The 15,066-nt window shown below is 36.9% G+C and carries 12 protein-coding genes; 8 read left to right on the top strand and 4 right to left on the bottom strand.

All coding sequences use genetic code 11. From position 1 onward, the window contains the following. Positions 1-197: 197 nt before the first annotated feature. On the bottom strand, positions 198-773 hold the full coding sequence (locus tag A6B43_RS01770) for a hypothetical protein (RefSeq protein ID WP_124210877.1): 576 nt from the start codon (positions 771-773) through the stop codon (positions 198-200). 76 nt (positions 774-849) lie between these two features. Here A6B43_RS01770 and A6B43_RS01775 point away from each other — a divergent pair, with 76 nt between their 5' ends. The 6 genes from A6B43_RS01775 (at position 850) to A6B43_RS01800 (ending at position 8,557) form a co-directional block, all read left to right on the top strand. Beyond that, entirely contained in the window at positions 850-1,704 is an 855-nt protein-coding gene (locus A6B43_RS01775; RefSeq protein WP_124210878.1) for a thymidylate synthase, read from the top strand. Between the two features lie 154 nt (positions 1,705-1,858). After that, positions 1,859-3,517, top strand: a complete 1,659-nt coding sequence (locus A6B43_RS01780; protein ID WP_124210879.1) for an MFS transporter — start codon at positions 1,859-1,861, stop codon at positions 3,515-3,517. A gap of 21 nt (positions 3,518-3,538) precedes the next feature. Continuing rightward, positions 3,539-4,648 carry an HlyD family secretion protein gene (locus A6B43_RS01785; RefSeq protein WP_124210880.1) on the top strand — a complete coding sequence of 370 codons (1,110 nt, stop codon included), beginning with the start codon at positions 3,539-3,541 and terminating at the stop codon, positions 4,646-4,648. A gap of 54 nt (positions 4,649-4,702) precedes the next feature. Then, positions 4,703-5,416 (top strand): YwiC-like family protein, encoded by a 714-nt coding sequence (locus A6B43_RS01790; RefSeq protein WP_124210881.1) that lies wholly within the window; start codon positions 4,703-4,705, stop codon positions 5,414-5,416. Between the two features lie 35 nt (positions 5,417-5,451). Next, positions 5,452-6,609: an efflux RND transporter periplasmic adaptor subunit gene (locus tag A6B43_RS01795; protein WP_124210882.1), complete on the top strand. Its 1,158-nt coding sequence runs from the start codon at positions 5,452-5,454 to the stop codon at positions 6,607-6,609. A 19-nt stretch (positions 6,610-6,628) separates the two neighbouring features. Then, a complete protein-coding gene (locus A6B43_RS01800) occupies positions 6,629-8,557 on the top strand; it encodes a MacB family efflux pump subunit (RefSeq protein ID WP_124210883.1) in 1,929 nt (642 codons plus the stop codon). Positions 8,558-8,669: 112 nt separating this feature from the next. Here A6B43_RS01800 and rluD read toward each other — a convergent pair whose 3' ends face one another. Continuing rightward, on the bottom strand, positions 8,670-9,647 hold the full coding sequence (gene rluD, locus A6B43_RS01805; protein ID WP_124210884.1) for a 23S rRNA pseudouridine(1911/1915/1917) synthase RluD: 978 nt from the start codon (positions 9,645-9,647) through the stop codon (positions 8,670-8,672). A 158-nt stretch (positions 9,648-9,805) separates the two neighbouring features. On the opposite strand from rluD, the gene A6B43_RS01810 reads away from it, so the two are divergent. Further along, positions 9,806-10,585 carry an outer membrane protein assembly factor BamD gene (locus A6B43_RS01810; protein ID WP_124210885.1) on the top strand — a complete coding sequence of 260 codons (780 nt, stop codon included), beginning with the start codon at positions 9,806-9,808 and terminating at the stop codon, positions 10,583-10,585. An 89-nt stretch (positions 10,586-10,674) separates the two neighbouring features. Next, a complete protein-coding gene (gene tsaD, locus A6B43_RS01815) occupies positions 10,675-11,718 on the top strand; it encodes a tRNA (adenosine(37)-N6)-threonylcarbamoyltransferase complex transferase subunit TsaD (protein ID WP_124210886.1) in 1,044 nt (347 codons plus the stop codon). 263 nt (positions 11,719-11,981) lie between these two features. Here tsaD and A6B43_RS01820 read toward each other — a convergent pair whose 3' ends face one another. Next, positions 11,982-12,731: a class I SAM-dependent methyltransferase gene (locus A6B43_RS01820; RefSeq protein WP_124211036.1), complete on the bottom strand. Its 750-nt coding sequence runs from the start codon at positions 12,729-12,731 to the stop codon at positions 11,982-11,984. Further along, on the bottom strand, positions 12,731-14,914 hold the full coding sequence (gene uvrD / locus A6B43_RS01825) for a DNA helicase II (RefSeq protein ID WP_124211037.1): 2,184 nt from the start codon (positions 14,912-14,914) through the stop codon (positions 12,731-12,733). The genes A6B43_RS01820 and uvrD overlap by 1 nt, the downstream gene beginning before the upstream one ends. Positions 14,915-15,066 lie beyond the last annotated feature (152 nt).

Here is a 15,066-nt window from a genome sequence, read left to right on the forward strand (position 1 = left end):
ATCAGTTCTAACTAGGGATATACCATTCTAGTAAACATATGCCAAACTGCAAGATAAACATACCATATTTTACAAAGTTGTTAGAATGGAATTGAGACATAGTAATAATTTATTACTCAAGCGGTCAGTTTTGCAAAATTTTTGCTACTCTAACCGCTTGTAACGAATAATTTCTAACTAAAACTACTCAAAATAGGCTATTTTTTGTGTTTGCTTTTTCCCTTACTTTTAGGAATAGCATTGGTAGCCTTGTCTAACTTATGATCAGTTTCCGCCTGTTCTACACATAAATGTAGCATCTGTTCTGTGCCATTATTTAAATATTCATCATCACGCACTTTATGTTTTTGTAAATCAATCATTGCATCATAAATGCCTTGTGTCATACTTGCTGGCTGGAAAATTTCCCAACATTTCGGGCTAAGCCGTGTTGCATTATGCTGTAATTCAGAAGCATAAAGTACACCACTGTAATAGGCGTAAACATTGTGATCTAACATTCGGTTTAACAGACTAGCTCTAATTTGTTCAATCGGTAAGGTTACTTTTTTGCTATACCAATCGTCTGCTCCTCGCATAAATGATTCAATATCGTAACTTTCATTAACCCTATCTTGATAAGTTTGTGCCGTAGCACTATATGCAACCGCATAAGATTTTTGGTCAATTTCACTATTCGCTAGCCGTTTCCAAGTACTTGTGTTACTAGCACTACAGCCAGCTAACACTGCAACAATGACAGCTAAGCTCAAAGACTTTACAATTGATTTCATATATACTTCCTTTATTCACGAAAATTTGGGTATTATTCTACCCAATCAAAAGTCAAATTACTAATGGAATAACATAATGAAGCAGTATTTAGAATTATGCCAACGAATTGTTGCACAGGGAAAATGGGTCGAAAATGAACGTACGGGCAAGCGGTGTTTAACCGTTATCAATGCCGATCTCACCTATGATGTTGCTAAAGGTGAATTTCCATTAGTTACTACCCGAAAAAGTTTTTGGAAATCAGCTATTGCTGAATTATTAGGCTATATACGAGGCTATCATAATGCAGCAGATTTCCGCAAACTAGGGACAAAATCGTGGGACGCTAATGCTAATCAAAACAATGATTGGTTAGCAAATCCACATCGTAAAGGTGAAGATGATATGGGCTGGGTTTACGGTGCAGTCGGAAGAAATTTTCCGAAAGGTGATGGCTCAGGTAATATTGATCTCTTACGCCAAATCGTTAATGATTTAAAAAATGGTATTGATAATCGTGGTGAAATTTATACTTTTTACCATCCTGGGCTATTTCATTTAGGCTGTTTACGTCCTTGTTTACATAGTCATCATTTTTCATTACTTGACGGTACTTTATATCTTAATAGTACACAACGCTCTGCAGATGTTCCACTTGGTTTAAATTGGAATATGATTCAATGCTACACTTTTTTAGCGCTAATGGCTCAAATTACTGGGCATCAAGCAGGGCAAGCATTTCACAAAATTGTCAATGCTCATATTTATGAAGATCAATTTGAACTAATGCGAGATGTACAATTATCTCGTACTCCTTTTTCGCCGCCTAAACTACATATTAACCCTGATATAAAAACCTTAGATGATCTTGAACGTTGGGTTACACTTGATGATTTTAAAGTTGAAGGTTATGAATACCATCCAAGTATCCAATACCCTTTTTCAGTATAGAAAACAACGACATTCATTGAATGAAATTTTTATTTATATATGCTAAAATCCTACATTACTCGATTTAATTCTTGCTTAAATAAAAAACAGTACTATTCTTCATTCAAAGAAAATCTTACTTTTTATTCTACACTATTGATTGAAAAATCACCTTATGTCTTTAGAATCAAACGGCTATACCTTTAAACCACACGAAATGCCATTTATGGCAGGTTCGCCCGCATCGCCTGATCACCCTGTTAGACGTAGAATTTTTTATTTTCTGATCGGCGTTTTACTTTCAGTTACTGCTGGCTTACAAAATGGAATATTAATGGCAGCAATGCCACAATTACAAGCAAGCCTTGCTTTACAGGTTGATCAAGTTGGTTGGATCCAAGTTAGCTATTATATGACCTACGCTTGTATGAGTATTTTCTTTTTTAAGTTTAGGCAACATTTTGGATTACAGCATTTTGTTCGTACAGTGCTTTTTTTACTGCTCATTGCTAATGTATTACAAGCCTTAAATATCAGTTTTACCGTAGAAATAATTGCAAGGGGAATTTCAGGTATTGCCGCAAGTGGTTTGATGGTACTAGGAATGTTCTATCTGCTACAATCAATGAAAGGGAATGGAAAACTAATTGCCCTCGCTTTAACTACAGGTCTAATGCAATTAGGTACGCCACTTGCACAAATCACCGTTCCTTTTATCGCTGGCGATGGGAATATTCATACTATAACGCTGTTTCAGCTTTCTCTTACTTTACTTTGTATAGGTCTAGTAATTTGGCTCCCAATTCCTCCTGGAGTGCATACTAAAGCCTTAAGTTGGCTAGATCTAATCTGTTTCAGCTTATTTGCCATTGGTATTGCAACACTCTGTGCTTTCTTCACCCAAGGTAGAACTATTTCGTGGGATACACCTTGGATCGGTTATCTACTTATTATCAGCATAATTTGTATTGGTATTGCTATTTTAATTGAATCTCAAAGGAAGTCTCCTATACTTGATTGGCAATGGCTCACAACTAGGCAAATTATTACTTTCGGTTTAATGTCGGCGATTGTGCGAATGCTCATTTCAGAGCAAACCGTTGGTGCAGCAGGCTTAATGAAAAGCTTAGGAATGAATAACGATCAGATGGTTACATTTTATACGGTAACATTTATTGCTTCTATTGTAGGAATTATACTAAGTGTAATTACTTTCAATATTCTAGATATCCGTAAGCCTATTTCCATTGCTTTACTCGGTATTGCTATCGGCTCATTCATTGATATTGGTGTAGGCGTACAAACTCGCCCCGAACAACTTTACATTAGCCAAGCAATCATTGCTTTTTCTGCCCTCTATTTTATGGGACCAATGATGTTAGAAGGGTTAATCAGAGCATTAGCTAAAGGGCCATCTCATATAATGAGTTTCTCAGCCATTTTTGGTCTATCTCAAACCTTAGGGGGATTAGGGGGCGCAGCTCTTTTTAGTCAATTTATAACTTACCGTACCAAAGAACATTTAGCCGATATGACAAGCTATCTCAGCCTAACAAATCCCCAAGTTACCCTTGGGTTAAAACAACTATCCGCTATATTTTCCCCTTTAACGACCGATCCAATTATCTTACAAAGTCAAGCAACAACGTTGCTCATTCGTCAAACAAGTTTAGAAGCTCAAGTGCTAGCATACAATGATCTTTTCATTATCATTGGTGTCGGAGCAAGTATCGCGTTCATTTATAGTATCATTTCTCGAATATATTATCGTTATCATAAAATCAATATCATTGGCAAAGAACTTGCCGTTTTAATGCAATCTATGCCTAAATAATATCTAACTGGAATCAATAAAATGGAACAAAATCAGCCAGCAGAACAACCGAATAAACCAACTAGATGGTCACCTAAGAAACATAGCACCTTTGGACGTTTAGTTTTTATCAGTGCTATTATTGGCGGTGTTATTGCCACTCTTTACGCTTGGCATTTACCTCCCTTTAATACTAATACCGTTTACAGTAATAACGCCTATGTACGTGGGCAAACTACACTAATTAGTGCCAAAGTAAGTGGTTATGTAAAAGAAGTGTTTGTCCAAGACTTTAATCAAATAGGGGAAAATCAAGCTCTAATTCAAATTGATGAAGCTCCTTATCAAGCAAAAGTTGCTCAAGCAAAAGCGAACCTATTAGGACAATCAGCTGCACTAAAACAAATAGCTCAAAGCCGTTTATCTGCTGACGCCAATATTCAAATTAGTAAATCAGCTATTGAAAATGCCAAAGCACAATTACATCGAGCACAACTTGAATTCAACCGTATCAATCAATTAATTAAAACAAATTCAGCCTCTAAACGAGAACAAGATCAAGCAGTAGCAGCATTAACTCAAGCAGAAACAGCATTACAACAAGCCCGCCAGCAATATACTATTGCTGAGCAAAACCGCTTAAACGTCAATGATAATAATGAAAAATTAACTGCCGGAGTAGAAAGTGCAGAAGCAATGTTGAATTTAGCTCAACAAGATTTAGAAAATACCCTAGTCAAAGCACCCGTTGCAGGAACACTGAGCGAAATTTCAGTTAAAAAAGGGCAATTCGTTAGCGTAGGTAGCCAGCTAATGTTTATTGTTCCACCTAAACGCTGGGTCATTGCCAATATCAAAGAAACGGATATGGCAAATGTAAACATTGGGCAAGCCGTAAAATTAAGTGTTGATGCTTTAAACCACCAACAATTTAACGGTAAAGTTGTCGAAATTTCTCCTGCGACGGCCTCTGAATTCAGCATTATCAGGGCGGATAGTGGCACAGGTAATTTTGTGAAAATTGCTCAACGAATTCCTGTTAAAATTGAATTTACCCCTGATCAAGCAGATCTGGATAAAATTCTAGCTGGAATGTCTGTTGAAGTAGAAATTGATACTTCATCAGCTAAAGATCAATCATCACAGTATTGATATTTAAAAAGTTCACTAAACAGTAATTTCAACATATATTTCACGAATAACACTATGGCATTAAATGAAAAACCAATAATTTCTAACCAACATGGTGCATTTGTAATGGCATTTATTCCCTATTTTTATGGAATAAGTGCCAGCCATTGGGTCAATGCACACTATTGGCTAGGGTTATCGTGGCTATTTCTCTATCTTTTTTCTTATCCATTTTTCTCCCTTTTTTATAAAAAAAAGAAAGAAAAATATCAGAAATGGGCGATTATCTACGCAATATTTGCAGGACTAACTATCTTTCCTTTACTTATTATGCAACCTGCTATTTTGCAATTTTTTATCTGGATCTTACCGCTTGTTGGGATACAGATTTATTATGCTAAAAAGCGAGATGAACGGAATTTACTCAATACAATTTCTGCTATTATCAGCTTTGGTATTATCGGAATGGCAAGTTTTTATCTCGCAACCGAGCAGTATAACTTCGCTATTTTATTCCACCCCAGCCTATTTTTTATTGCTACTACCCTGTATATTAAAAGTGTGGCACGAGAGCGTAAAAATCCACGCTATTTAACTGTAAGTATTGCGTTTCACTGGGGAATATTTTTCTTATATCTTACACAAGGGGCATTACTAATCGCTCTCGCCTATTTCTTTGCGAGCTTACGTGCAACAATAATTCCAACAAGAAAATTAACCATTAAACAAATTGGGTTATTAGAATTCCCAATCATTGCCCTTTTCTTTTTCTGCTTAATCTTTTCTTAATTTTAAAATATCTTATACATAATGGGCTATCCTTGATGAAAAAATACATTATTTTATTTTTGTTTCTGTCTTTTATTATTGGTGGAATTTATTTCTATCAACAGAATAAATCAGAAAATATTACCTATTTAACCGAAATAGTAGAACGTGGTAATCTACAAAAAAATGTCGTAGCCACCGGCACAATCCGTGCATTAAAACGAGTTGAAGTTGGGGCTCAAGCCTCAGGAAGAATTGAAAAAATTTGGGTAAGCCTTGGACAACAAGTCAAAGCAGGTGATTTAATTGCCGAGATTGATTCACAAAATCAACGTAATGCTTTAGAAACGGCTCAAGCAAGACTTAGTTCTTACCAAGCACAGCTCAATGCAAAAAATGTAAGTTATGATGTCGCAAAATCTAATTTCCTCCGCATACAAAAATTATATAGCCAAAAATCAACCAGTTTAAATGAACTAGACAATGCAAAAAACAGCTTAGCAAATGCAGAAGCCGCCATTAAAGAAATTACCGCTTCAATTAAACAAGCAGAAATTGAAGTGAAGATTGCTAAAACTAATTTAGGTTATACTAAAATTCACTCACCAATTGATGGTACAGTGATTTCTATCCCTGTGTCAGAAGGACAAACTGTAAACGCTAATCAAATTACCCCAACCATTATTCAAGTTGCCGATCTTTCTAAATTATTAATTCGCTTAGAAATATCTGAAGGTGATATTACTAAAATCCATCCGGGAATGAAGGTAGAATTTTCAACATTATCTGACCCTGATCATAAATTTCATAGCCAAATTAATTCTGTTGATCCTGCTCTTACTACCCTAAGCGATAATGAATATAAAGAATCTGTTGCAACAACTAATGCAGTCTACTTCTACGCTAATAGTATTGTGGATAACCCAACCAATCAGCTTCGTATTGGAATGACTGCTCAAGCACAAATTTCAGTTGCTAACATTAAAAATACGTTACTCATTCGAACGGCAACCATTAAACGAGAAGGCTCCCAAACTTTCGTCAATGTACTTAAAAATGGAGCAATTGAAAAACGTCAGATACAAATTGGGCAAAATGATGAGGCTCGTTCACAAATTCTTTCAGGGCTAGCGGAAGGTGAAAAAGTCGTTTCATCTCAAATAATTGAGGGCGAAAAAATAGGTAATTCTCCTCGCCGTGTCAGAATGTTTTAATCGCAAGCGGTCAGAAATTATGAATATTATAAAAATTCGTGCGTTGAATAAATTTTTTAACCAAGGTGAAAACCATACTCAAATTCTCAAAGATATCAATCTTGATATCAAAAAAGGAGAATTTATTGCGATTATCGGGGCCTCCGGCTCTGGCAAATCAACCCTAATGAATATTATTGGCTGTTTAGATACCGCAAGCACTGGCTCATATAAAATTGCAGATACTGAAGTCAGTCAATTAGATAGCAATGCCTTATCCGATCTCCGTCAAAAAGTTTTTGGTTTTATTTTCCAACGCTATAACTTACTTTCGACCTTAACAGCCTTAGAAAATGTTGCTCTACCTGCAATTTATGCAGGTATTGAACAAAAACATCGCTTAACTCGCGCCAAACACCTATTAGAAAAATTAGGACTAGGCGACCGCTTATCTAATAAACCAAACCAACTCTCTGGAGGACAGCAACAACGTGTGAGTATTGCCCGAGCCTTGATGAACGGCGGGGAAATTATTTTAGCAGATGAACCCACAGGGGCGTTAGATTCAAAAAGTGGCGAAACAGTAATGGCAATTTTACAAGAACTACATCGTGAAGGACATACTATTATTTTAGTTACCCACGATAAACAAGTCGCCGAATTTGCTAATCGCATCATTGAAATCAAAGATGGGCAAATTATTGCTGATCATAAAAAGTCAGAGACCGTGAATAATAAACTCTCTCATTTATCTGAACCCAAAAAATACTTCCAGTTCTATAAAGATCAGCTCATTGAATCCTTCAAAATGTCTGTGAAAGCGATTATTTCCCATAAACTCCGCTCGCTTTTAACAATGCTTGGTATCATTATTGGGATTACTTCTGTCATTTCCGTTATCGCTCTCGGTAACGGCTCACAACAACAAATTTTATCGAATATCAGTTCACTCGGCACAAATACCATAGATATCTATAATGGTACAGGCTTTGGCGATCGGCGTGCGGCAAAAATGCAAAATCTAACGCTGAATGATGCACAAGCACTTACTCAACAGAGCTATATTGAAAGTACTACACCAAATAGTGCCGTAAACGGTACGCTGACCTACGGCAGTAAAGAATATACAGCCCAAGTAAAAGGCGTAAGCGATCAATTTTTTGATGTAAAAGGTATTAAACTACAGCAAGGCTCGCTATTTACCGCCAATGATGTAAAACATAATGAACAAGTTGCAGTAATCGACTTCAATACACAAAAGCAAATTTTTACCGACATCTCACCGCTTGGTAAAATTATTATGATCAATAAAAAGCCATTAAAAATCATTGGAATTGCAAGCAATAATGGTATGAATACAAATACCAGCCTCAATATCTGGATTCCTTACACAACGGCAATGAATAAAATTTCTGGCAATAATAAAATTGATTCAATTACAGTAAAAATCAAAGATGAAATTAACACTCAAATAGCAGAAAAGGATCTAACACAACTACTTACCCTTCGCCACGGTAAAAAAGATTTCTTTATGATGAATACTGATACTATAAAACAGACGATTGAAAGTACTACTAACACAATGAAATTACTGATTTCATCTATTGCACTTATTTCTTTAGTTGTAGGAGGAATTGGTGTAATGAATATAATGTTGGTTTCAGTAACCGAACGAACCAAAGAAATAGGAATTAGAATGGCAATCGGTGCTCGTCAATCTAATATTCTGCAACAATTTCTTATTGAAGCAATTTTAATCTGTTTAATCGGCGGTATTACAGGAATTTTATTTGCTTTAGCTATTGGGCTATTATTTAACAGTCTAGGCAATAATTTTACGATGATTTTTTCTAGCTTTTCAATTATTTCAGCCGTTATTTGCTCAACTCTTATCGGTATTATTTTCGGTTATATGCCAGCTAGAAATGCGGCAAAGCTTAACCCGATCAATGCATTAGCAAGAGATTAAATTTAATCTTTTGCTTATAGTAAATAAAAAAACAAGCGGTCAATTCAAAGAGTTTTTTGCATTCTGCAAACTTTTCGCCAATCTGACCGCTTGTCTATTTATCTTATTTAATTTAATAATCTAATTGATCTTTATGTAATTGATAATCTTCTTTCAATGCTTTGATGAGCTCCACAAAATCATCTGGTAAAGGTGCGTGCCATTCCATCAATTCTCCTGTAATAGGGTGATTTAATCGTAGCATTGCTGCGTGTAAAGCCTGACGTTTAAAGCCTCTTAATACCGCTAGAAATTCAGCACTTGCCCCTTTCGGTGGCCGTGGACGACCGCCGTAAAGTTGATCACCTAATAAAGGGTGAGCAATATGAGCCATATGCACACGGATTTGGTGAGTTCTTCCTGTTTCTAAGCGTAAACGTAAACGAGTATAATTACGAAAACGCTCCATAATTCGATAATGGGTTACTGCTGGTTTTCCCATTGGGTGAACGGCCATTGCTGTACGCTTAATAGAATGACGAGCCATTGGTTCATCAACCTTACCCCCTTGCGTCATAATACCGCTTGCAACTGCTTCATATTCACGGGTAATTTCACGTTTTTGTAATGCATTGACTAAATGAGTTTGAGCAGGAATGGTTTTAGCAACAACCATTAAGCCCGTTGTGTCTTTATCTAAACGATGAACAATACCAGCCCTAGGTACTTCTGCAATTTGCGGATAATGATAAAGTAACGCATTCAGCAATGTCCCACTCGGATTTCCCGCCCCTGGGTGAACAACTAAGCCTTTTGGCTTATTGATAACTAAAATATCATCGTCTTCATACACAATATCTAATGGGATATTTTCTGGTTCAAAACGAACTTCATCTTCAAGTTCTACTTGAATTTCAATTGATTCACCGCCAAACACCTTTTCTCGTGCTTTATTGACAATAACGCCGTTCACCTTAACTTGATCATTTTCTATCCATATTTTAATCCGTGAACGTGAATAATCTGGAAAAAGTTGTGCTAACGCTTGGTCAAGCCTTGCGCCTAATAAATCAGAAGTCACTTCTGTTTCTAATGTAATTTGTTGAGTCATTCGAATTTTAATTCCACACTTTATTTTTAGTTGTTTTCTTATCGGGCAATGTCCTATAAAATAGGGCGATTATTCCGATGAACTTTATGAATAATACTAAGTCGAACTGTATTGTACATTAACTTTTCATCGCAGACACTTTTTATAGGTAAAACATTATGCGTAAATTGAGCTTATTAGCCTCTATTTTATTAACAAGTTTAGCGATTACCGCCTGCTCTAACTCAAATAAAAATGAATTTGAAGGCATTCCCGCCCAAGAGCTTTATAGTAAAGGGCAAAATTACTTACAAGATGGCGATTACAACAATGCTATTCGCTATTTAGAAGCGGTAGATGTCCGTACTAAACAAACCGCTTACGGCGAACAAGTTCAACTCAGCGTCATTTATGCCCAATATAAACTCGGTGAATATTACAAAGCATTAGATGCAGCAGAACGCTTTGCTCGTAGCTATCCAAGTAGTTCATCAATGGATTATGTATTCTATTTAGCAGGATTAAGTAACGCTCGTTTAGCAGATAACTGGATTCAAAATAAGTTCCGTATCAATCCAGCAGGCAGAGCCGTGGATAATGTGCGTAACGCTTATGGCAACTTCCAAACACTGATACAGCACTATCCGCAAAGCCAATATGTACAAGATGCTCAAAATTGGATGGTGTATATGAAAAATCGCCTTGCCAACCACGAATTAGATATTGCAAAATTTTATATGAAACGTGATGCCTACGTTGCGGTCATCAATCGTATTGAGGAAATGCTACGCATCTATCCAGATTCAGAAGCTGCCTATAAAGCATTACCATTACTTAAGAAATCTTTCGAAGCAATCAATATTGATGACTCAGCAAAAAAAGTCGATGATATGATCGAAAAATCGAAAGATAAAACTTTCCCTGAAATCGTAAAACCAGAGTATCCCGCTCAATTTTAACAATCGATAGGATAATAATATTTTTTGCATTATTTAAAGGGGCGACTTCGCCCCTTTCCCATTTTAATTATTCAAAGAAAGAGAAAAAGATGAGAGTTTTAGGTATTGAAACGTCTTGTGATGAAACAGGCGTTGCAATTTATGATGAAAATGAGGGGCTAATCGCCAACCAACTTTATAGCCAAATAGATATACACGCTGACTACGGTGGCGTTGTGCCAGAACTCGCTTCACGAGATCATATTCGCAAAACTCTTCCCTTGATCCAAACAGCATTAAAAGAAGCAAATCTCACCGCTTGTGATATTGATGCTATTGCCTACACCGCAGGCCCGGGGCTAGTTGGAGCATTACTCGTTGGCTCAACAATTGCTCGTTCCCTTGCTTATGCGTGGAATGTACCAGCTCTTGGCGTACATCATATGGAAGGGCATTTACTTGCCCCAATGCTTGAAGAAAAAGCACCTGAATTTCCTTTTGTTGCCCTGCTTATTTCTGGTGGGCATACCCAATTAGTCAGCGTTGAAAACGTGGGACATTATGAATTATTAGGTGAGTCTATTGATGATGCCGCAGGGGAAGCCTTTGATAAAACAGCAAAATTACTTGGTTTAGACTACCCAGGCGGAGCTGCATTAGCTAAATTAGCCGAAAAAGGGACTGCTGGGCGCTTTCATTTTCCACGCCCAATGACCGATCGCCCAGGGCTTGATTTCAGCTTCTCAGGGCTAAAAACTTTTGCCGCCAATACCATTAATACCAACCTCAATGAACAAGGTCAATTAGATGAACAAACTCGTTGTGATATTGCTCACGCTTTCCAACAAGCAGTTATTGATACCTTGATCATTAAATGTAAACGAGCCTTACAACAAACAGGCTACAAACGTTTAGTAATTGCAGGTGGCGTAAGTGCGAATACTCAATTACGCCAAGATCTTTCTCATTTAATGGAGCAAGTAGGCGGACAAGTTTTCTATCCACGCCCTCAATTTTGTACTGATAATGGGGCAATGATTGCTTACGCAGGTTTTTTACGCCTTAAAAATGGTGAGCAAACGGATCTTTCAGTAAGTGTTAAGCCTCGTTGGGCAATGACTGAACTTCCGCCAATTACCAATAATAAAGGTTAAAAAATAAGAAACTTATCAAAGTTTTACACAGCCTGAGATTGTCAAGTAGGAAACACATAAAAAAATTTAATTTTTTTGCTGACAATCTCTAGCCAAATCATAACTAATTGATTTATAAAGAAATGCCATTTTGCAACCAATTGTAAAGAGAGTAAGAAGATCCTAGATAGGACAATGGATTACAAGATTTTCAACTTAATAATCCACAAAGTTATCCACAGATTATGTGGATATAAAATCCCGTATTTTTGCAGAAAACTATCCTATAAATGTGATCTTATAACTAATAGCGGCGGTCGATGGCATAGATCTTTAAATTCACTATGCCATTGCGTTTGTTCAGTAAGCATTGGCTCTTCAATTCGATCTAATATAAAACCTGACTGCATAAGCTGATTTAAAATTGTGGATAATGTACGGTGATAAGTCGTGAAAGACTGCTGAAACCAATTTCGTTCACGTTTCCCTTCTTCTCGATAATAATTTAAACGATATGCCTGTTGTTCCTTTTCAGCATTTTTTTCCCAGCGTTCTCCACCACGATAGCAAGTGACAATCGGGTGTTCTTGAGAAAAAATCAATGTTCCCTGTGGCTTTAATTTTTTCCGAATTTTCTGCAATAAATCAGGAAAATTTTCCACATAATGAAAAGCAAAAGAGCTAGTAATAAGATCAAAATTCTGTTCTTCAACTTGATCTAAGTCTGCCATTGGTAAATTATAAAAGCGGTAAGCGGTAAGATCCCTGCTATTTTTTGCAAAATTCTGTTCCGCTTGCGACAACATTGCCTTTGAGAGATCCAATCCAACCACTTTTCTGGCCCCTAATGCTAAATATTGTTGCAAATGATCACCCACTCCACAGCCAAGATCAAGCACTGACTTCCCTTTTAAATCAGGTAATAGGGCGAACATTGTTGGCTTCTCAATCAATTCATTTACACTATGAGGATTTTCTCTTAATTTTAAATAACGTTCAAAAAAGACAGGATTATCATAAATACTCATTTGCATTATAGCTGCTCCAATTTTGCCACTTTTGCAATTAGCCATTTAATACCTTGCTGAACGAAAGCAATTTGTAAACGTGTCTGCTCCCCACTTCCCTCAACATTAATAATTGTCCCTTGCCCAAATTTTGGGTGTTTAACCTTTTGTCCCATTTTCCAGCCATCATCATTCTCTAAACAAGCGGTCTTTTTTAAAGAATTTTTGCTAATAAAGCTTGCGGGCAAATTGATGTTGCCACGCAAACGTACTTCACGGATATGATTTTCAGGTAATTCAGCAATAAAACGGGAAGGAATATGGCGCTCTTCCTTACCGTATAAACGCCGACTTTCTGCATAGCTAATGGTCAATTTACGTTTCGCACGGGTAATCCCAACATACGCTAAACGACGTTCTTCCTGTAAACGTCCCTCATCAAAACTCTTACCACTTGGAAAAATTCCTTCTTCAATGCCAACCATAAATACACGGGGAAATTCCAGCCCCTTTGCCGAATGAAGCGTCATCAGTTCAACATAATCTTGATGAGGTGAGGCTTGTGCTTCGCCCGCCTCAAGCGAAGCATGGGTTAGGAAAGCGGTCAAATCGCTCATTTCTTCTGCCTCATCAGGATTAGTAAACTGGCGAGCAGCCGTAACTAACTCTTCTAAGTTTTCAATACGCACCTCGCCTTTCTCGCCTTTTTCTTGTTTATACATTTCATATAGACCCGATTTTTTTATCACAAAATCTGCCTGCTCAAATAACGGCATTTGCTCTGTTTCTTGATCAAGTGCATTGATAAGCTCAACAAAACGCAATAACGCATTGGCTGCACGCCCCGATAGTTGCTCTTCATTTACTGCCACCTGAATAGCCTGCCAAAGCGTAATTTGACGAGAACGTGTGAGCTGACGCAAAATATCTAAAGTACGTTCACCAATGCTACGAGTTGGAGTATTTACAACCCGCTCAAAAGCAGCATCGTCTTGACGGTTGGCAATTAAGCGTAAATAAGCTAGGGCATCTTTAATTTCTTGGCGTTCAAAAAACCGCATACCACCATAAATACGATAAGGAATATTAGCTTGAATAAGTGCCTCTTCAATCACCCGTGATTGACTATTACTACGATAAAGTACCGCACATTCGCCTAAATCGCCTTCATCTTCTTTCCATTGCTTAATTTGTGCGGCAACAAAACGAGCCTCATCTAATTCATTAAATGCACAATAAACATCAACTGGCTCACCATCACCATTATCCGTCCATAAATTTTTACCTAGTCGATCATTATTATTGGCAATAAGTGCATTGGCTGAGTTTAGAATATGTCCTGTCGAGCGATAATTTTGCTCAAGGCGAATAGTTTGTGCTTTAGGATAATCATCTAAAAAACGTTGAATATTTTCAACTTGAGCACCACGCCAACCGTAAATAGATTGATCATCATCACCCACAATCATTACATTACCGTTCGCCCCTGCAAGTAAGTGAATAAGGTGATACTGAATATTATTTGTGTCTTGAAATTCATCAATTAAAATTTGATTAAAACGTTGTTGATAACGTTGCAGAATTAATGGGTTATTTTTTAAAAGTTCATAAGTGCGGATTAATAATTCCGCAAAATCAACTAAACCTGCTCGATCACAGGCATCTTGATAGATTTGATAAATTTGAGCTAATTTTTTGCCATTCTCGTCATCAAATTGAGAAAGTTTATCTGCTCGTAGCCCCTGATCTTTCTGGGCATTGATAAACCACGCCACTTGTTTAGCGGGAAAATATTTTTCATCAATATTATGTAACTTCAATAAACGTCTAATCAAACGTTGTTGATCTTCGCTATCCATAATTTGAAAATCTTGAGGCAATTTTGCATCAAGATAATGAGAACGCAACAAGCGATTCGCAATACTATGAAAAGTACCAACCCACATTCCAAATAAACGATTCGATCCTGATTGCGATAAAGTATATTCAATACGATGACGCATTTCGCTTGCAGCTTTGTTAGTAAAGGTTACCGCTAAAATATTAGACTCTGGAACATTTTCTACCCCCACAAGCCACGCAATACGGTGAGTTAACACACGAGTTTTACCACTGCCAGCTCCAGCAAGCACTAAATAATTGCCAAGTGGTGCAGCAACAGCTTCACGCTGTTTATCATTTAGCCCATCAAGTAATAAAGAAAAATCCATCGCTCTGCCTTCTGTTCTTTTATACAGTAAAATCATCGCATTATAGCTTACAAGCGGTGAAATGGGAGGATTTTTTGTAAAAAATAAAAAAACTATTACTGAAATTTAGAAAGAATTGATGAGAATATACGCTTTTTTATTGTCTTTTAGAG

Origin of the sequence: Vespertiliibacter pulmonis, assembly GCF_013377275.1 — a bacterium.
GTDB lineage: Bacteria > Pseudomonadota > Gammaproteobacteria > Enterobacterales > Pasteurellaceae > Vespertiliibacter > Vespertiliibacter pulmonis.

Bases quoted from the DNA above. Each gene is read 5' to 3' on its own strand.
- A6B43_RS01770 (WP_124210877.1), bottom strand. From the start codon at position 773: ATGAAATCAATTGTAAAGTCTTTGAGCTTAGCTGTCATTGTTGCAGTG.
- A6B43_RS01775 (WP_124210878.1), top strand. From the start codon at position 850: ATGAAGCAGTATTTAGAATTATGCCAACGAATTGTTGCACAGGGAAAA.
- A6B43_RS01780 (WP_124210879.1), top strand. From the start codon at position 1,859: ATGTCTTTAGAATCAAACGGCTATACCTTTAAACCACACGAAATGCCA.
- A6B43_RS01785 (WP_124210880.1), top strand. From the start codon at position 3,539: ATGGAACAAAATCAGCCAGCAGAACAACCGAATAAACCAACTAGATGG.
- A6B43_RS01790 (WP_124210881.1), top strand. From the start codon at position 4,703: ATGGCATTAAATGAAAAACCAATAATTTCTAACCAACATGGTGCATTT.
- A6B43_RS01795 (WP_124210882.1), top strand. From the start codon at position 5,452: ATGAAAAAATACATTATTTTATTTTTGTTTCTGTCTTTTATTATTGGT.
- A6B43_RS01800 (WP_124210883.1), top strand. From the start codon at position 6,629: ATGAATATTATAAAAATTCGTGCGTTGAATAAATTTTTTAACCAAGGT.
- rluD (WP_124210884.1), bottom strand. From the start codon at position 9,647: ATGACTCAACAAATTACATTAGAAACAGAAGTGACTTCTGATTTATTA.
- A6B43_RS01810 (WP_124210885.1), top strand. From the start codon at position 9,806: ATGCGTAAATTGAGCTTATTAGCCTCTATTTTATTAACAAGTTTAGCG.
- tsaD (WP_124210886.1), top strand. From the start codon at position 10,675: ATGAGAGTTTTAGGTATTGAAACGTCTTGTGATGAAACAGGCGTTGCA.
- A6B43_RS01820 (WP_124211036.1), bottom strand. From the start codon at position 12,731: ATGCAAATGAGTATTTATGATAATCCTGTCTTTTTTGAACGTTATTTA.
- uvrD (WP_124211037.1), bottom strand. From the start codon at position 14,914: ATGGATTTTTCTTTATTACTTGATGGGCTAAATGATAAACAGCGTGAA.